The organism is Mediterraneibacter hominis (assembly GCF_014287475.1).
GTDB lineage: Bacteria > Bacillota > Clostridia > Lachnospirales > Lachnospiraceae > Mediterraneibacter > Mediterraneibacter hominis.
Genome location: NZ_JACOPF010000001.1, coordinates 682,467 through 699,766 on the forward strand (window position 1 = coordinate 682,467; position 17,300 = coordinate 699,766).

Annotated in this window: 18 protein-coding genes; 2 read left to right on the forward strand and 16 right to left on the reverse strand. The window is 40.1% G+C overall.

Features of this window, described 5'->3' with window-relative positions; all coding sequences use genetic code 11:
* Positions 1 to 84: 84 nt before the first annotated feature.
* From H8S37_RS03260 to H8S37_RS03285, 6 genes are all read right to left on the reverse strand, one after another.
* Positions 85 to 738, reverse strand: coding sequence for a hypothetical protein (locus tag H8S37_RS03260; protein WP_186874603.1), 654 nt, complete (start codon positions 736 to 738; stop codon positions 85 to 87).
* Between the two features lie 14 nt (positions 739 to 752).
* The gene (locus H8S37_RS03265) at positions 753 to 2,828 is read right to left on the reverse strand and encodes a hypothetical protein (protein WP_186874604.1); all 2,076 of its coding nucleotides are present in this window, start codon (positions 2,826 to 2,828) and stop codon (positions 753 to 755) included.
* On the reverse strand, positions 2,821 to 3,093 hold the full coding sequence (locus H8S37_RS03270; protein WP_186874605.1) for a DUF262 domain-containing protein: 273 nt from the start codon (positions 3,091 to 3,093) through the stop codon (positions 2,821 to 2,823). Before H8S37_RS03270 ends, H8S37_RS03265 begins: the two co-directional genes overlap by 8 nt.
* Positions 3,094 to 3,654: 561 nt before the next feature.
* The gene (locus H8S37_RS03275; protein WP_186874606.1) at positions 3,655 to 4,116 is read right to left on the reverse strand and encodes a hypothetical protein; all 462 of its coding nucleotides are present in this window, start codon (positions 4,114 to 4,116) and stop codon (positions 3,655 to 3,657) included.
* 110 nt (positions 4,117 to 4,226) lie between these two features.
* Positions 4,227 to 4,568, reverse strand: coding sequence for a hypothetical protein (locus H8S37_RS03280; RefSeq protein WP_186874607.1), 342 nt, complete (start codon positions 4,566 to 4,568; stop codon positions 4,227 to 4,229).
* 50 nt (positions 4,569 to 4,618) lie between these two features.
* Positions 4,619 to 5,119: a hypothetical protein gene (locus H8S37_RS03285; protein WP_186874608.1), complete on the reverse strand. Its 501-nt coding sequence runs from the start codon at positions 5,117 to 5,119 to the stop codon at positions 4,619 to 4,621.
* A 403-nt stretch (positions 5,120 to 5,522) separates the two neighbouring features.
* Between H8S37_RS03285 and H8S37_RS03290 the strand changes: the two genes are divergently transcribed.
* Both H8S37_RS03290 and H8S37_RS03295 read left to right on the forward strand, forming a co-directional pair.
* The gene (locus tag H8S37_RS03290; RefSeq protein WP_243207045.1) at positions 5,523 to 5,801 is read left to right on the forward strand and encodes a hypothetical protein; all 279 of its coding nucleotides are present in this window, start codon (positions 5,523 to 5,525) and stop codon (positions 5,799 to 5,801) included.
* A 10-nt stretch (positions 5,802 to 5,811) separates the two neighbouring features.
* Positions 5,812 to 6,693, forward strand: a complete 882-nt coding sequence (locus H8S37_RS03295; protein ID WP_186874609.1) for a radical SAM protein — start codon at positions 5,812 to 5,814, stop codon at positions 6,691 to 6,693.
* Positions 6,694 to 6,795: 102 nt separating this feature from the next.
* Here H8S37_RS03295 and H8S37_RS03300 read toward each other — a convergent pair whose 3' ends face one another.
* Genes H8S37_RS03300 through H8S37_RS03345 form a run of 10 tightly spaced genes read right to left on the reverse strand, consistent with a single transcriptional unit; the run spans position 6,796 to position 17,287 of the window.
* Positions 6,796 to 7,986, reverse strand: coding sequence for a hypothetical protein (locus H8S37_RS03300; RefSeq protein ID WP_186874610.1), 1,191 nt, complete (start codon positions 7,984 to 7,986; stop codon positions 6,796 to 6,798).
* Positions 7,974 to 9,209 carry an MFS transporter gene (locus H8S37_RS03305; protein ID WP_186874611.1) on the reverse strand — a complete coding sequence of 412 codons (1,236 nt, stop codon included), beginning with the start codon at positions 9,207 to 9,209 and terminating at the stop codon, positions 7,974 to 7,976. The genes H8S37_RS03300 and H8S37_RS03305 overlap by 13 nt, the downstream gene beginning before the upstream one ends.
* A gap of 1 nt (position 9,210) precedes the next feature.
* Positions 9,211 to 9,942, reverse strand: coding sequence for a purine-nucleoside phosphorylase (gene deoD, locus H8S37_RS03310; protein WP_330604835.1), 732 nt, complete (start codon positions 9,940 to 9,942; stop codon positions 9,211 to 9,213).
* Positions 9,939 to 10,922 (reverse strand): nucleoside hydrolase, encoded by a 984-nt coding sequence (locus H8S37_RS03315; protein ID WP_186874612.1) that lies wholly within the window; start codon positions 10,920 to 10,922, stop codon positions 9,939 to 9,941. Before H8S37_RS03315 ends, deoD begins: the two co-directional genes overlap by 4 nt.
* A gap of 5 nt (positions 10,923 to 10,927) precedes the next feature.
* Positions 10,928 to 11,863, reverse strand: coding sequence for a nucleoside phosphorylase (locus H8S37_RS03320; RefSeq protein WP_186874613.1), 936 nt, complete (start codon positions 11,861 to 11,863; stop codon positions 10,928 to 10,930).
* A gap of 14 nt (positions 11,864 to 11,877) precedes the next feature.
* Positions 11,878 to 12,282 (reverse strand): secondary thiamine-phosphate synthase enzyme YjbQ, encoded by a 405-nt coding sequence (locus tag H8S37_RS03325; protein WP_186874614.1) that lies wholly within the window; start codon positions 12,280 to 12,282, stop codon positions 11,878 to 11,880.
* A gap of 13 nt (positions 12,283 to 12,295) precedes the next feature.
* Positions 12,296 to 13,426 (reverse strand): SIS domain-containing protein, encoded by a 1,131-nt coding sequence (locus H8S37_RS03330; protein ID WP_186874615.1) that lies wholly within the window; start codon positions 13,424 to 13,426, stop codon positions 12,296 to 12,298.
* Positions 13,419 to 14,336: a carbohydrate kinase family protein gene (locus tag H8S37_RS03335; protein ID WP_186874616.1), complete on the reverse strand. Its 918-nt coding sequence runs from the start codon at positions 14,334 to 14,336 to the stop codon at positions 13,419 to 13,421. Before H8S37_RS03335 ends, H8S37_RS03330 begins: the two co-directional genes overlap by 8 nt.
* Positions 14,337 to 14,338: 2 nt before the next feature.
* Positions 14,339 to 16,450: an ADP-ribosylglycohydrolase family protein gene (locus H8S37_RS03340; RefSeq protein WP_186874617.1), complete on the reverse strand. Its 2,112-nt coding sequence runs from the start codon at positions 16,448 to 16,450 to the stop codon at positions 14,339 to 14,341.
* A 6-nt stretch (positions 16,451 to 16,456) separates the two neighbouring features.
* The gene (locus tag H8S37_RS03345; protein WP_186874618.1) at positions 16,457 to 17,287 is read right to left on the reverse strand and encodes a carbohydrate ABC transporter permease; all 831 of its coding nucleotides are present in this window, start codon (positions 17,285 to 17,287) and stop codon (positions 16,457 to 16,459) included.
* Positions 17,288 to 17,300: the final 13 nt, after the last annotated feature.

A 17,300-nucleotide genomic window follows, 5' to 3' on the forward strand; every position in this document is an offset into this window, starting at 1 on the left:
TTTTTTATATATTTGCTGCATTTTCGCAGCATATATCTAGAGTAAAAGAACGAAGTTTAGATTTCAACTTCGCTCCTTCCAAAATCACAACTCAGCCAAATGTTTCCATATAGAATAAATTGTCTTTTCCTTTTCATCATCCAACATACGCCTATGGCCTTCTATTGTAATACTTTCTGTTGGAATTGCTATATTTAATGTTTGTGCAACTTTTTGAACCTGTTCTAATTCCAATCTGCATAAGCCATCTCTTGTATTTTCTTTACTCATTCTATATGTGTTTTCTGCAGTACCATCATTAAACTTAAACAATTCCCATTTTTCACGAAATATTTGAACAGCGCGCTGTGATAAATTTGCAATTCCAATTATTTCTATAATATCAGTTGGAATGATGTAACAATCCCCATTATTGCTGTCTATGCCAACTACAAAATCACAATCTTCTCTCTCGATTATCCTGGTTCTGTCAACATCAGGATCTCTTACTATTTGCTGGCCTGCCCTTCCTCCACGGGTAACTACAAAATGATCTCCACTGGAACCTTTTACTTCTACACGATATAAATTTCCAGCATGATCAAGAACCGCATCATATGGCATGTCTCTCCACACCTTAAAGAAACAAAAATATCCCGCTTTGCTTGCTCTTCCTTGAAAAATACTTTCATCTGCAGCACCATTTAAACTTCTATAGCTGCCTTCAGCAACTCCTGTAATATTCTTTTCCCAAGCCATTTTATCCTCCGTACCTAAATTAAAAACTTGTCAATATCTATTTCATGACTGATCGGTTTAGACATCATCCAAGTAAAATGATTATCCTTATCTTTATAGAATTCTACATGCCAGTGAGTAATATTTCCTTCTTCATCCCAGGATACTCGCATGTTTTCTTTATATTTTTCCAATTGCATTACCGGCATAACAACTATAGTATTTTCATCTTTACAGCCATAAACAATATATTGTTCATCAATATCACTGATTGCTTTCAGCGGATTTTTTCTATACGCAAACCAATATCGTTCTCGCCCGCCTTTATTATACATTCTCGATGTTGTAATTAAGAATCCCTTTTTGCCATCAGATGTAACATATGCATTTCTTCCAACTTTTATCAATTCATCTGATACATGTTCTGCAAGCCTAACTACACACTTTTCTGAAAAGTTCACTTTCTTTTTCTTTGCTTTTGTCTGAACTTGCTCGGGAATAACAATAACTGTATCATTGTCATTTTCTTCTGTATAATCATCATATTCGATTCCTAATGACTCACAAAACAGATGCTTCATTTTTTCAAACCGCTTTGTACAATAGTCCGTATAGTATTCTTTCAAAACATTAAAGTCTTCTGGTTGTTCATACGGCATATCCATCCATTCAAGATCTTCTGCTTCTGTAAAACTATATTTGCTTTCTACCTCGTTCAGATCAATATGAACAAGGTACTTTTTATCCTGATAAAAATTTTTCGCTCCTTTACTCCTATTTGCTTTTTCTGGCAAATAGCACAAATTTGCTATACAGCTAACTGGCAGACCATCCCCTTTACAGGCCTCTATCAATTTTCGCATTTGTTCCTTTGGTGCAATGTGCTCCACATCAAATTTATCCACTGACAATTGATCCATCGCAGTAAACGTATTTAAGTAAATACAGTTTAGAATAACATACTCTTCACTCTTTGGATTTGCAATATTTTTTCGCTCAGTACGAAGCATTGAACGCTCAAAAAAACTCTCCAATGCAACTCTCCAAGCTCGGCTTGATATTTCGACAGCATATCGATTTGGTTTTGCAGCACTATGAATTTTATTTGTTCCACCCTCACTCCAATAATTCGTGATGATATCATACACATAGTACTGAAGCAAATTACGAGATATTATCATTTTTCGCTCGTCCCAAGTATCGGATAATACATCATAATTATTATCAGAATACATTTCTTTGAATGTTGTAGATATCATAGACATAATTTGGTATTTAGAATGGAATTTTTTATTCCCGCTTCGACTATTTCCCTTAAATTTAGTAATTACCGAAATAGCCTGATTAACGAAATCTATGGAACTACAAAGAGCTTTTTCAAAAGCATCGATGTCTGTGTCCGCAAAATTTTTATATAATACTTTAATCTTATCTGAATCATTTAAACATGCATTCACTAATTCAAAGGCTATTGGATTTACAGTATCATCTGCCAAAGCAGTGTTAAAACTCAATATATCGTACTTATGCGCAAGAAACTTACCTAAGCCAAACAAATACTCAAAAGCATTTACCTGCTTTTTACTGCGCATCTCTTCCCGGTTATATCCGTGAATCTTATAATTATCCTCCGTAAATGTATCATATTTCTTTATAACATGCTCTATGATTTCATTATTGCTTATAGTATATTTCTTCTTAATCGGCCAAGCCGCAGCATATACCTCGTATTGATCCAAAGGCGTTCCTTGCGAATTTATGCGGTCAAATATTTCAGGCAAATTATTTTCATCACCAGTATAGACAATAACCGGAATAACTGTACCAGCAATTTTATCATATAATGCCTGACGTTCCTCAAAGAACGCTTGTATAACCTCTATCAATTTTCCAACAGGTTCATATCCCGCATTAAATTCCTTAGATATCTGCATCGCGACCGAATAGTATTGTAAGTTTTTAAAAGTCTTTTGCTCTTTTATAAAATTTGTAAGAATAGCACGAATTACTGCATTTTTTTCTTCTCCAGTATTCTTTACTATTTTTAAGATGCTTGAACAAAATTCATCAGATATATTATCATCATAGAAGAATTCTGTTGGATTAGTCATATATTTTTTTTATACTGTTGCCCCTTTGAAGACCATCGACTAAAATATAAGTTCGCTTGTTATCTTCATATGTCTCGTAAAACAACATTGTTCCTACCGGATAGCCTTTGATTAAGGAATCAATAAATTTTTGTTCTTGTCCTTTTTTCCAGCGCTTACCACGCTGAAACATCGGGACAACAATTCTTTTGTTATCTTTATGCATATCTCTTAATGCATTGGACAGATCTTCTAATGTCCAATTTTCACAAGTACATCCCGCCATACTATTCCCTTCCTTTGCAAATGAAGATAATTTATTTTATCACTTTGGCTAGTCGAAGTCTATACTTGCACATGACGTACATAAAAACGCCCCACACCTGCAGGACGTTCCTCTCAAATATTCACTTAATTCTCCCCTGTAGTACTCTCCCCGTAACCCCCTTCTAACGATTCCCTAAAGGGGTTCACTTCTATATATACCCTCTTAACGATTACTTCTACACAATCCCATTTAACTCGCCCAAGAAGTAGTCTTTCGGTAGTTCCGCGGCACTATGACTGCCGTACTATGCCCGGTTCTGCGGCACTTTTACCAACACATTCGGTAGTCCGTTCACCCTGCCGTGGCAGACGAATAGTATTTTTATCATATTTTAAAGTTCTCCTGATTTGCATTAGTTTGCCCTATTTTGCCTGGTATATAATTGCCGTTTGGATTGTTAAAACAATCACAGAATGGGCAAAACATGGCAAAATGCGGCATATTAAGGCCATCAAAAGTAGTAAGAATGGGGATGTGTTACTACTACGGGTATTTATTAGAATTTCCAATAAATGTTTATTATGTATCGAGCATAACCCATTCATCACCTAGTACCCATCTTAATGCTGATAATTTACCGTTGAGCATTCCCCACTCAAAATCACTATATGGCCCTAGATTATCTTCTCCATATTTATCAATTACTTTCTGTGCGGATTTTAATGCGCCTTCCCAAATCTCTGGATTTACTGTCTCTATACCGTTTTCTATACGGTATTTCAATGATAAGTGTCTATCAAACCATATTTTATCTAAAAACATTCTTATTGCATCTGTAATTTCTTCTATCGTTCGTGATTCAGTTTCATAGGCCCAATCTTCATCCAAATCAGATTGTAGTTTTTCTTGGTTTAAAACTATTATTTGTGAAAAAGTTTTTTCACTGTCTAAACTACTAGTTAATCTCTCTAATATTCCCTCTATACTTGACATTCTTTGATTATAAGAGGCAAAAAAAGACACTTGTTCTTCTTTATTCATGTCAATCTCCAAGAATTCCATACGAATTCCATAATAAGCTGGAGAATTTAATAACGTAGATATTCTTTCCAGATGATATAGCTGAATATCGATTTGTGGAGCTAATTCTGTCAGTTCTTTTCTTTCTGATAGACGTAATTCTTGATTAGTAAAAAAACCATTCCGTTTGCATAATTTTGTTTTACACCCGTAATATCATGAAGAAACTTTGTTTTTATATCTAAAAAATTTTGTTGACCTCGTGGAAAGTATACCGCCCCTATCCATTTACTGCCATTATCCGATAGTACCATATCTTTAAGCCCATCTCGTCCGCCTAACGGATGAGATGGATCAACACCACGAAACCCCTCATTCAATAATATCACTGCTGCCAAACGCTCTGCAGCAGCCTGCCCTTTGTCCCATTCAAGCAATCTATGCCATGTCTCCCGCCCCTCATTTCTTCGCATTTGTTTACTCCTAAAATAATCAATTTCCTGTATAATGAAAAATTATATATTTAATCTCTATTTTTATATTTTTCCCATGACATGCTAAACAGTTGTCTACAGCATACCTCTCTCAATATATATCTAAAACCTCGCAAAAAATTGATATTAATATTTCCGTTTTGTTTTTCATAAATATATCGCCAATATTCAAACGCATTAGAGGATTGATTTAATAATTCATTAAAAATATTTTCGTTTTTAGAATTAAACCATCTTTTAATCCTTTCCTCTACAAGTATTGCTGTATCATAGTCCAACATTCTATATTCTTTCCACAATGTTTTTAACTTATGGCATTTTATATCTTCAACACCTTTACCATGATAAACTAGTAATGTTTTAATAAATACTTCACATGCAAATGCAGAATTAACAATTCCTGACACTGTGTGTGAACGCATTCTGTATTCAATACTATTAGGCTCTACTTCGCAGAACTTAGCGCAGTCGCAAAACGCACATGCGTGTTCAAACATGCGTTGCGAATTGACTAAAATATTATTTCTCATAATATCGCCTCTTATTCCTTATAGATAGTTTTTAGAAGAAAAACATTCTCTCTCAATATAATACTTATTTCCCGCCACAAATGACAAAATACTGATTTTTATTATACTATGACAAATTACTTAAGTCCACATGTTAATATGTTAAAAAAGAATAGTCGCCAAAATACATGGTATATTTAAATTAAAAATCATGACCGCCCGTCAAAATGGGTGGTTTATATTTCGCATGCTTCGCGAGCTCAACAGGGTCACAACCCATATTTGAAATGCACCCAATCACGCAAGTTGGGTGCATTTCAAATATGGTACGCAAGCCAGTAAGAGAGTATGCCAATGACTACCTATACATTTCTTAAAATCATCTTCGCACAAACAGCTTAACCCGCAGATTATCGGAGCAAGTATGCTTACTATTTTCCCCAATTCTGAGCTGTATAAGGAAATAGAAGCAGGTCATTGGCAGGAAGAAACAGAAATTGAAAAATATAGAGAGTTGAGGACGCTTGCAGATAACTTGAACATTCCCGTATGGTTTGCTGTCGGCGGTGCTTCTAATGCTATTCCGATACAGGGAACTTTCCCGAAGGACAAGAAAAAAGTTGTATCTGTTCTGGATAAAATTATCAAAAGCGCAGATGAAAAGGAACTACGAAATTACAGAACAAATCTGCATCATTTATAGGGGGGATTCTATGCACTTTACAGGCAGAACATGGCGCCCACCTTATGAGGCAAGCTCATTTATTATACAGGCGACAGCAGGCTGTACACATAATAAGTGTAGCTTTTGCAGTTTATACAAAAAGGAATGTTTCCGCATGTCGCCTATGGAAGAATGGCGAGAAGATTTAGCGGAACTCGCTTCCTATCAGCCCTATGCAAGACGAATTTTTTGGACAGGGGCAAATCCTTTTGTTATGAGCTATGAGAAGTTAAAGGAGCGTGCTTTAGCGGTATATGATTATCTTCCAGAGTGTCAGACTATGGCTATGTTTGCGAGTATCAGAGATATAAAACCAAAAAAAGTCTGGCAGTTAAGAAGATTGCGGGGATTAGGTATCAATGGGCTAAGTATCGGCACGGAAACAGGTGACAATTACACGCTGCGGCTTGCCAACAAGGGCTATACTGCAAAAGATATTATAGACCAGTGCCGAAAACTTGACGAAGCTGGAATTGAATATTACTTCGTTTACATGACAGGACTTGCAGGAAAAGGAAACGGGTATCGAAATGCGGTAAATAGTGCCAAAGTTTTCAGCAAGGTCAATCCACGTTTTATTTCCATAGACTCTTTGACTTTGTTTCAAGATATAGAATTATATGCATTAGCTAAACAAGGAAAATTTATTCCTGCTGCGGAAAGAGAGCGCATAGAGGAATTGCAAACATTTATCAGACACCTGCAGCTCAAAGTCCATCTATTTGCAAACAGTGTATCAAACTTTTATCCGACTACCGCTTATCTTCCTAAAGAGAAAGAGTTTATTCTCAGTGAATTGCAGAATATCCTCGATACGGTAAGTGAGGAAGAAATGCAAAAATACAGGCATAGCTTAAAGTCTTTAGGTTAATCAGAATTTGAACAATATTAACGCTAAAAATACGCACTGCTATGCCTGTTGTTGCCACTACTTCTTCCGACAGTTAGTATACCGCATATATTCTTTTTTAACTTAAGTAAAGTACTCTTCAATCACGTCTTTCCAATCACCTTTACAAATGATATGATGGTTACTAATTGGATAGCGCAGAAAATACTCCACTCCCTTTTCTAGTCTCATTCGCATCTGAGAACGGCATAATCCACTCTTGTGCATAGTTTCAAGCAGCTCTGCCCTGTCTACGTAAAATTTCTCCAACGTATCATTGCACTTGAATACTGTTAGTTTTTGAGGCCTAAGATCACCGCTGACAGCTACACTGCTTTCTGACTCAAAATGTGACATCAGCTCATAGTGATCTGGCATATCAATGGGTAAAGTACAATGTGCAAATATAATCTCATCTTTGTCGGCATCCAGACTATTGGGATTGGCCATAAACCCTGATTGACCTGTCAGAGCATGTAATACCGCCATACTGATCATGCTCTTCTGATCTCCTTCGCAGGCTGCCGGTATCCCTTCTGCATTTAAAATTGCCAGTGCAAGGCAGCCTGTCGTATGTACTTTATCCAGAAGATCAAAACATTTTACAGTAAGTCCCTCCAGTCCATACCTCTCAATCAACCTCGTCAATGCGCCATACACATTCAAGGCTCTTTCTATTTCACTTCTGTCAAATTTCTTTTTTTTCAGGCTTTCTGTATAAATATTCTCACAGTATCCGCCCCTTTGATATTCCTGAAGCAGCTCTTTCGTGTCTATCATAAAAACCTCTGCTCCACATGCCGCGCTGAACGCAGAAAAATTAGCGCCACTCGCTGCAAGCCCATCCGGCATGCCAAAGCATCCCAGTTTCATACCATTCAATTTTCTTTTTGCTTCTGCGACTCTTAGAAAAACTTTCAGACGCTTTGCCATCACCTCAAAAGAACCGTGAATGATTTCTCTGCGGAGCCCCTGTTCCTGCAAATATCCCATAATTTCCATGGATGCTGCAAGAGAGTTATGTTCCTGTGTACTCAATAGTATATAAGGTTCTTTTGTCTGTGTATAGCAGTTTACAAATCCACTCTCTGCTCCGCCCGAAGCGACAAAATAAATTGGAAGAGATTGTTTGCTTACTTCCTCCATATCAGCACAAATTATCTCTCTCCCAAGTTGTTCTCCCAGTTTAGAGAGAAATTCTATACAGGTTAACTGAAAACTTTCATTCCGGCTTTCTGATGGTCCCAGCAAAAGTTTTATCTTTAATTGTTCCACGTTACTTTTCTCCTTATTTTCAATATTCCCCATGCGGATAAAAACATTACACTGCAAAATGCAAAAATACTGACATATGTTCCGCTTGCATCACGGATCACTCCGTATAAAGCCGGCATAATTGCCATTGCAAGTCCTGTGCACACAAAGTATACTCCCATCAGATTCCCTGAGTTACCATCCTTTAAAAAGGTCAGCCATAATGGATATATGTATATATTGAACGTTCCCCAGCATACTCCATATAAAATACAGATCACCCACAGTATTCCCTGAAGCTTAACGCCCTTCATACAACATAATATAAAGAAACCTGACATTACTATAGCGGCAGTGCCAAGGCTTGTACGTGACAAAGTTTCCGCTGAAACCTTTCCGCGCATGCAGCTAAAACAAAATGAAGCTATAAGATATGAAAACATATATACAGCAAGATATAAAGTTGCACGCCCCGCTGTCAGCATCATTCTTTCTTCCGCAAAAAGAACGAAGAAATACTCGAATCCATAATTCGCTATAAAGGCAGATAGAATGACTAAAAGCATCAACAACATATCTTTCCGCCGTTTTCTCTCAATAGTTAAAAATGTCTCTAATATGCTTCTTTTTTTGTGTTTCTTAGGAAAATTCATATTTCTGGAATCCTGCTCATGTACTGTCATACATCCAATCCCCGCTGTTATAATCATCGCCACGCCCCCAAATAGAAACACGTCTCGTTCATCCAGCCCAGAAGCTGTTAATCGGTTTCCTGCTAAATATGCTATGACACTGGAAAGTGCCAGTACGCAAGAAGCAACTGCATTCGATCGGGTAATATACTCTGGTTTTACGCAGTCCACCTGAATCGCCCCAATCGGCGCTTTCCAGTATGCCAGAGTAAGACTGTAGCATATCAATACAGCCACAAACTGCCAGAATGTGTTCAGCCACGGAATCAGCATAAAACTTATCCCTGCAAAAACAACGCCTGACAAAATATACGGTCTGCGACGCCCAAATCTACAGCGGGTTCGATCAGAAATCGCTCCCACAGCCGGATGTAATATCATAGCAAGTAAATTGCAGAAAGAAAGGATCAAACCCACCTGTGTTGTATTACTTAAGCGTTCTGCCAATAAAGATGGAACAAAAGCACTGTACAGCGGTTGTGTCACATAGCTCGAAAAGGAAAATAGAGAAATGCAAAGTGAAAGTTTCCAATTAAATTTTTCATCTTTCATCTCACTCTACCATAGACAGCGCCATTTGAAGCATTTCATCAAAACTTTCCTGACGTTCTTTTGTCGAGCAAGATTTCCCATTAAACATCAAATCTGAAATGGTACATAGAGCCACTGCTTTTTTTCCTGCTTCTGCCGCATTCATATACAGCGCTGCCGATTCCATCTCCGCAGCTAACATTCCCATCTTTGTCCATTTGTCCAGCCATTCGTCAGAGTAGTAGAATCCTTCTCCTGATATAACAGGTCCTACACGTACCGGAATGTCATGCTTTTTTGCATATGCGACAGCTTTTTCGATTAGTGAATAATCCGCACAAGGCGCTAACGTACCCGGCAGTTCAAAATGGGCGGCATATCCGTTATCTGTAGAGGAGGCTATTGCAATAACAATGTCCCTGAGATGTAAACTTGGATGCAGGCCTCCGGCCGAACCGACACGGATAATGCTATCTACATTATAAAAATGAAACAGTTCATATGAATAAATACTCATGGAACCTGCCCCCATGCCGCTCGCCATAACAGAAACTTCTTTTCCCTGATATCTGCCTGTATAACAGTAAATGTTCCTCACATCACTAATCAGTTCTGGTTCTGTCAGAAATTTTTCCGCTATATATTTCGCTCTCAGCGGATCGCCCGGCATCAGTACTGTCCGGGCAATCTCTCCACATTTCGCTGCATTATGTATAGTTGGTGTCTGTGTCAAACTTTCTCCTCCTCCAATCACACTTTTCCTCCTAATGCTTTATAAAATGTCTCTTGATACTTTGTTCCGTCAATTTCAAATACGGTACGGATTTTCGGCAGGTGCTCCCATCTGAAGTGATCTCTTCTGTCCCAGATTGTCATACCTCTGGTTAACTGCTCACCACAGTCAATCGCCACGTTAATCTCCCTTACATCCGTCATAATAGTTGGATCTAGAAAACAACACATTGCAGTTGTATCAATAGGCCCATTGATAAATATTCCCTGTTCCTCTATGGAGTTGTTACCGTCGATATATTCAATTATTTCCAAAGCATATTTTGCCTGCCGGTTATTAAGGTTTTTCAACTTCTGAATCGTATCCTCCGAGATATTCACAGCTTCCGGATTAAATGCTATGTCCAGGCCGATCGTTGTCAGCTTCACCTTTGACTCATAGACAATTCTGGCAGCCTCCGGATCCACATAGATATTCCATTCGCTCATCGGGTTGTCCCCAGTTGCATTCCGGAAGGCATACTCCGTGATTCCGTAAGCCCCGCCTATGTGATAGATTTCTTTTACCAGCGGAATAATTTCCGGCCTGCTCATAAACGCCACAGCAATATTGGTCAGACAAGATGTACATATCAAAGTTACCTCGCCAGGGTTTGCCAGCACTGCATCAATAATCATCTGTGCCGGCGACTGATCAACCGGTTTTAATTTAGGTTCCGGGAAAAAATGATTTCCCAATCCATCTTCCCCATGGCTATAAGGGTCTTTCGGATATTCCCTCAACATAGGGTGCATCATCCCTTGTGCGACCGGAATGTCCCCCCTGTCCATATATTCCAGGATCCGCAGAGCATTTGACGCAGTCTTATCTGCCGGCAGATTTCCGCTTTCTGTCGTAATGCCCAAAAGTTCCACATCTGGATATGTCAATGCCATAATAATACACACAGAATCGTCCGTTCCCGGATCGCAATCAAGAATAATCTTCCTTTTTTCACTCATATTCATCATTTCCTTTCTATTGTTTTCTCAATTTCTGGAAACCAGTTCATCTTACCGGCAGCCTCTTTTTGAAGATCCATCTGATGAAGCATTGCAATTCCTTCCAATGCCAGATCTATAGACACTTCAGTTCCTGCTCCCGCCTCAAATTTTTGTCCTGAAATTAAGTTATCTGTTACATTAAAAATTGCCCCTCCTCGTCGCTCGAATAAATTACACATTGTCATAATAATTGAAGATTCCCTGTCCGTATTCAGCACTCCTGCCCGATTATATATCCCAAGCTTCTGGATATTATCCGGTTGAAGATATCCTCCCACTGACGGACGGCCATTTCCAACAAAATCACTGTCCATACATGCCGTAACTCCCAGTTTATATGGCAATTTAAACTGCTCAGCAGCCTGAACCATAGCATTCACCACCTCATAATGGCAATATGCCGGATACCCGTCTGCAATATAGGCGCGCGAAGTTCCGTCATCACGGAATACTCCTGTTGTAATCACGCAATCGCCTACTTCGACCTTCTCTGCCACGCCACCCGAGGTTCCCACCCGAAGAAATGTTGAGCAGTCTGTGTATTCCATAAAATCATTTATTGCCAGTTCTACCTCCGGGCATCCACTTCCACCACTGACACATGTAATCTTTGCACCTTTATACATACCGGTATAGCTCAAAAACATTCCTGAATTTCCTATACACTCCGCATCTTCCATTCTCTTCGCCACACGTACCGCCGGATCCTCGCCATACGCTCCCAGAGGATCACGCACCAGATAAATCAGATAGTCTCCCACTTTATCAATATCGACCTGAGTAATTGCAGGTCGGTTATCTATAACCAACCCCGGATAAGGAACCCGTTCCCAGTATTCATAGCGTTCCTGCATTAGCTTAATGGATGGTTTATTTCGAATAGCCTCGCTTTTCTTCATGCCATTTTCCCTCCTTACTCCGGCACAATTTTTACGTAACATTCTCTGTTACGCGGTCCGTCAAATTCCAGAAAATAAATTCCCTGAGAGTGCCCCAGCAATAATTTTCCATCATCGATGATAAATGACATAGAAGGGCCAATCAATGTACACTTGACATGTCCTGCCGCATCCTCCGGTGTGTCATGCTGATGCTTGAAGTCAACACGTGTTGGTATCAATCGACGTATCTCGTCTTGGATATCCTCATGTCCCAATGGATCCCAAAAAGAATTTACTGTCAAAGCTGCCGTTGTATGTGTGATAAATGCACATAAAATACCACTCTTTACACCTGACTTTTCCACACACTCTTTTATCTGATCGGTCAGCGGGATTACCCCGTCTTTTGTTGTCTGAAACTGTATTCTCTCTAGCATTTATGTTCCCTCCTTAATCCATTAGTACAGTTTCTGAAACTGTAGTCGAATACATTCCTTTTTCTTCCTTCCATATTCCCTCAAATCCTCTGCTATAAGTTTCTTCTCTAAGTACTGTGAGATACCCCGCAATTAAAGCCGGAACCATATATGCGGCTACAGGCTGGAACAGACATGTATCCGAAGCAGGCATCAAGAACCGATATTTTGCCTGTAGGCTCTCATCATCTGTGATTAATATAAAGTCCCGCCCCATCTGATTCAGCCGTTCTATCAGCTCACAGGTACGGCTATGAGCCTCATCTTCCTTCGATGCAAATACCATAGTCAATATCTGTTTTATATCTCTTGCAAAATAATTTACATGAAACCAGTTTTCACTATCTGAATACACTGCTGGCAGTCCTACTGCTTCATACATCTTTTCGTGTGCATACCATGCAGTTCCATAATCGGCCCCGCATCCTATCATCTCCGCACTGCCAGCTTCCTTAAATTGTTTGGCTGCTTCTAGTGCCAGCGCACATATCCGGTCAGCATTATTCAAAAATTCTTTAGGCAGACATTTTAATTCCCGTCGATACATATTTGCCTGTTCCATTGTATATTTTAGCCTCACCTCCCCCATTCTGACAGCCAGCAGATACACGACCATCTGGAGTACTGCATAAGAACGGATTCCCGGTGCATTTTCAAATTTCGGAATACTCGGTATAATTACTTTTTCCGCTGTTTTCGCAAGTGGAGAGTCTGGATTTGAAGTGACTGCAATTGTCATAGCCTTATGTAAACGCATACGTTTCACTGCTTCTACAACCCTTGTGACCCGTCCGGAGTTACTAAATGCTATCACTAAAGGATCACATGGTGATTCTCCTACCCATTTCATCTGATAATATCTTGACAAAGAAAGAGGCTCCACCACCTCAATCGGTATTTGAAGAAATTTTTCAAATGTACGTTTTGCCGTCAGACATGCAGCATACCCATCACCACAGCCCGTCAGAACTACTTTTTTTACAGAGTAGATCTCCGGTGTTGTCATTACGTATCTCACCTGTGGTTCTACATCAGGATATACCTCTTCTAACAGCTCAGGTACGCTTAATACCTGATGAAGCATTGCATTTTCAAATTCATCCATTGTTAATCTCCTCCTTACACATTTTTGCTCGTTTCATAGCACGTCTTTTCATCTCTTCTGTAAAAACCTCCGGTACACCGAACTGAGCAATAATTTCCGCCGCTGCCGCTGCCCCCATACATCCTGCCATCTGTGGATCGTATCCCTCACAGCAGGCATAAAGCACCGCGGCAGACGAGCTGTTTCCTCCGCCTGTTGTATCTGTCACTGTAATGTCGGATATACTCGGACATTCATATCTTTTTCCTTCTGCAAATATATACGCCCCTTCCTCTCCTCTTCTGAAAAATACCCAGTTTGGCGCTGCTTTCATAAGCCTTTCTCCCGCTTCCCATTCATCCTTTGTTCCATATAAAAGCTTTGCCTCTCCACGATTGATGGAAAAAACATCAATATCTTTTAAATAAGCTTCAATCGTCTCAATATTTTCTGGTCTGCATGCATCTTCCGATATTTCCCACATCAGTTTGTAACCAAACTGTCGTTTTCCTCTGATCAAAGCATCCAAATATTCCCGTTCTGCCGCCTTAAATACATAGACTCCCTTTGTATTTTTATCACAGCATCGAAATACTTCATCTATAGACGGGTCAAGAGCTCTAAACTCATGTAATCCAATATTTGGCTCATCAATACGGCTGCCGTCTTTATAATAGTGAATTACAATAGTAGGCGATATTTCTGAACGGACGACCAATCCTTCGACAGACACATGATTTTTCTTATACCATTCTCCATGTCTGGATAAATATTCTGGCCCTATACCTCCACATATCATTACCTTATCGGTAAATACACGCATTCCTGCCAGTGCATAAAATCCAGCGCTCCCCGGCTGGTTTGCAAATACCGTACCATCCGCCAGATGAACTTCATCCGTAGAAACCGTTGTTGCAATCACATATTCCATCTTTAATACTCCTTTATCTTTTCAAGACAAAATCCGTCAATGAATACCGCGCCTTCATCTACTAAATATCCAGCAGCTCCGCACATATATGCATCTTCCTTGTCTTCTGCGATAAGTACTATATTGTCAAAGCCTGCCTGCAGCTTATTGCCACATACAGAAAACCACATTGGATATTTTTCAAACTGCATATAGCTGATACGTATTTCTGCTAACACTTTTTCTTCACTGTCTTTACGTTTAATAATCTGAAATGTGTCTCCGCCGGATACCGCCGCCGCATAATATCTGCGATGTCCCACACTTCTGGCCACCAGTCCGCCTCTTTTGTGTAAACTGAATTTTAATACGGATGAAACTGTATAATCTTTAAAATCTCTTGTTCCAATCGTAGCAACTCCCCCCGGTTCATCATGGCTGATACAGTAAGTACAGTTTAAATTGGGAGAAAAATGCTTCGCACTAGAAACAAACATTTTGGCCCAAAACGGATCTGTGTCCCACATATCGCGCATCATGATACCTTTTTGTTCCAACCGCACAGGCGTATTGCTCCAGTCAATACTACGGACAAATACATCCCCCTGATATCGGCTCACTGAAGCAAATTCTAATCCAAATCGAAGAATCGGCAATCCGCCATTATCAGGAATGTTCCATGTCAGAACCACTCCTTGCGGCAAAGCCTGTACCCATTCTCCACACATTCTTTTTAATCTGCTCTCCCTGTCTGCATACCAGATGTATGGGCGTACTTTAGGCCCGTTCTTTTCCGGACAGTCCAGACATACTGTAACCTCTTGGCCAGTATAAAGTGTAGGCGACACGTATGTTTCATAATTACGGTATTCTTCGTGAATATCCAGAAATGTAGCCACGCTGATATTTGCATTTGCTCCTTCCGCCAAAGTATCAAACGTCACCCTAAGTCCATTTCCGGCTCCTGCCTGGTTCCCGTTTGAAATCAAAGGTACACATTTTATATGTTCGACATACGGACAGATAGAAAATCCTTGAACACTTCCAGGATATTCAAAGGCGAAACGCGGCTGTTTCTCTTCACTTTTCATTCCCCGTACAGCTTCAGCTGAACGGACAATTCTGCGGGTTTCTTTCACCGCATCAGATATTCCCTCGCCGCCATCAGAAGTGATAACCAAAATCCTGTCAGATACAGGCCCTCTGAAGTCCGGGCCTTCCTCCATACCCTCTAATCCCAGACGGATCCCATTCAGACATCCAACGTTTCCTGCATTGCAATCGGTGTCCCATGCTGCGGACGCGGCAATTTTTATTGATTCTGAAAAGCTGTCGCCCGCACACAAAAGTGCTGCCAAGACCATTGCATGATTCGGAACCATATGACAAGGCCCCGGATAAATATGATATCCATATTTTTCATCCAGCTTCTCACGCACTTTTCGCCAGTCATTTTCCCTACTACAGATATTTCTTACATCATCGACGAGGCTGCAAAGTTCCTCCGTCTGAATAAAGCGCAAATTGTCATCAAACAATCTGTCCAGCTTCTTTTCATCAAAAGCAGCAGCTTCCATTGCCCCTAAAAATCCCGCCGCATCCACCGCGATTCCATCATGTGATACGCTCGCGCATGCACGCACGAGGTAATTCGCATATTCCGGATCTCCAGGACACATCATGGCATAAGCATCCATAAAGATCTGCGCCCCTATCTGCTGCGAGAGAACCGGGCCATTTAGTTCTATAGAGCCGCTTCGAGGTGCCGGTATCCCCTGTTTTAAATGAAGATACGCCGTATGCTCCGTAGAGTTTCCTATACCACCCCACCAAAGAATGGAACGGTCTTCAATAATATAATTCAGCCATGTCTCTCCAATCTCTTCTGCTGTCAGCTCCTTTTTCCAGCCATTATCTTCCATAGCTCTAAAAAAAGCAAACGTACCTGAAAGATCATCATCCGCCACGATCAGCGGCAGTTTCAGTTCTTCATGGACATAATAAGGAATCTCCCCAAACCGATCTATGATAGATTGGTATGGCCAGCCCTCCACCGGTCTCCCCAGATACACACCTATCATTTTTCCAAGTACACCTGCATATATCTTATCTTTATATTTTTTTGATAATCCCATCGTTTTCTATCCTTTCACCGCACCGCTTACCATACCTTCCACGAATCTCTTCTGCATAATTACGAAGAAAATAATAATCGGTGCAACAATAATTACTGTCGCTGCCATATTTGTACCTTGGTTTGCTGTATTCGTTCCGTTCAGAGACATTAAAGACAACATTGCCGTAAAATTTTCTTCTCCTGTAAGGAACGTAGATGATACAAGGAATTCATTCCATGAATTTAACCCTGTAATGATTCCTACCGTTACAAGCCCTGGTGACAAAAGCGGCAGAATAATATGGCGAATTACCTGTAAAGTTCCTGCTCCGTCGATGCGCGCCGCCTCCTCCAGCTCTTTTGGAATCGCCATAAAGAAGGCCCTTAAAAGTGAAATTGCCAGAGGAAGTGATGTGGCGGCTAATATGAATGATACGGCCACATGGTTGCCAAGCCACCCCATTTTTGCATATACCCTGTAAAGCGGAACAAGAAACAAATATACCGGCATCGTCATAGTGACTAAAAAATAACCATGTATTACGGAAGTACCGCGTATTTTGCGTCCTCCGATCACATACGCTGCCAGTGATGCGAATAGAAGTACGACAATCACTGTACATCCGGTATATACAATACTATTTAGAATGCCCCGTCCGAAGTTTCCGTCGTGCCATGCTTTTATGTAGTTTTCAAGACCTGCTGAAAACTTGACAGACAGTGGATTCATAATAATATCTGTATGCGTTTTAAAGCTATTGAGCAATACCATCAACATAGGCAGCATACAGATCACTGCCAGAAGTACCAGCACCACTACTGCCCAGACAGAAGTTTTTTTCCTTTTCCTCTTCATTTCTATCTTCTCC

Coding starts and splice junctions, on each gene's coding strand:
- H8S37_RS03260 (WP_186874603.1), bottom strand. CDS start 738: ATGGCTTGGGAAAAGAATATTACAGGAGTTGCTGAAGGCAGCTATAGA.
- H8S37_RS03265 (WP_186874604.1), bottom strand. CDS start 2,828: ATGACTAATCCAACAGAATTCTTCTATGATGATAATATATCTGATGAA.
- H8S37_RS03270 (WP_186874605.1), bottom strand. CDS start 3,093: ATGGCGGGATGTACTTGTGAAAATTGGACATTAGAAGATCTGTCCAAT.
- H8S37_RS03275 (WP_186874606.1), bottom strand. CDS start 4,116: ATGAATAAAGAAGAACAAGTGTCTTTTTTTGCCTCTTATAATCAAAGA.
- H8S37_RS03280 (WP_186874607.1), bottom strand. CDS start 4,568: ATGCGAAGAAATGAGGGGCGGGAGACATGGCATAGATTGCTTGAATGG.
- H8S37_RS03285 (WP_186874608.1), bottom strand. CDS start 5,119: ATGAGAAATAATATTTTAGTCAATTCGCAACGCATGTTTGAACACGCA.
- H8S37_RS03290 (WP_243207045.1), top strand. CDS start 5,523: ATGCTTACTATTTTCCCCAATTCTGAGCTGTATAAGGAAATAGAAGCA.
- H8S37_RS03295 (WP_186874609.1), top strand. CDS start 5,812: ATGCACTTTACAGGCAGAACATGGCGCCCACCTTATGAGGCAAGCTCA.
- H8S37_RS03305 (WP_186874611.1), bottom strand. CDS start 9,209: ATGAAAGATGAAAAATTTAATTGGAAACTTTCACTTTGCATTTCTCTA.
- H8S37_RS03315 (WP_186874612.1), bottom strand. CDS start 10,922: ATGAGTGAAAAAAGGAAGATTATTCTTGATTGCGATCCGGGAACGGAC.
- H8S37_RS03320 (WP_186874613.1), bottom strand. CDS start 11,863: ATGAAGAAAAGCGAGGCTATTCGAAATAAACCATCCATTAAGCTAATG.
- H8S37_RS03325 (WP_186874614.1), bottom strand. CDS start 12,282: ATGCTAGAGAGAATACAGTTTCAGACAACAAAAGACGGGGTAATCCCG.
- H8S37_RS03330 (WP_186874615.1), bottom strand. CDS start 13,426: ATGGATGAATTTGAAAATGCAATGCTTCATCAGGTATTAAGCGTACCT.
- H8S37_RS03335 (WP_186874616.1), bottom strand. CDS start 14,336: ATGGAATATGTGATTGCAACAACGGTTTCTACGGATGAAGTTCATCTG.
- H8S37_RS03340 (WP_186874617.1), bottom strand. CDS start 16,450: ATGGGATTATCAAAAAAATATAAAGATAAGATATATGCAGGTGTACTT.
- H8S37_RS03345 (WP_186874618.1), bottom strand. CDS start 17,287: ATGAAGAGGAAAAGGAAAAAAACTTCTGTCTGGGCAGTAGTGGTGCTG.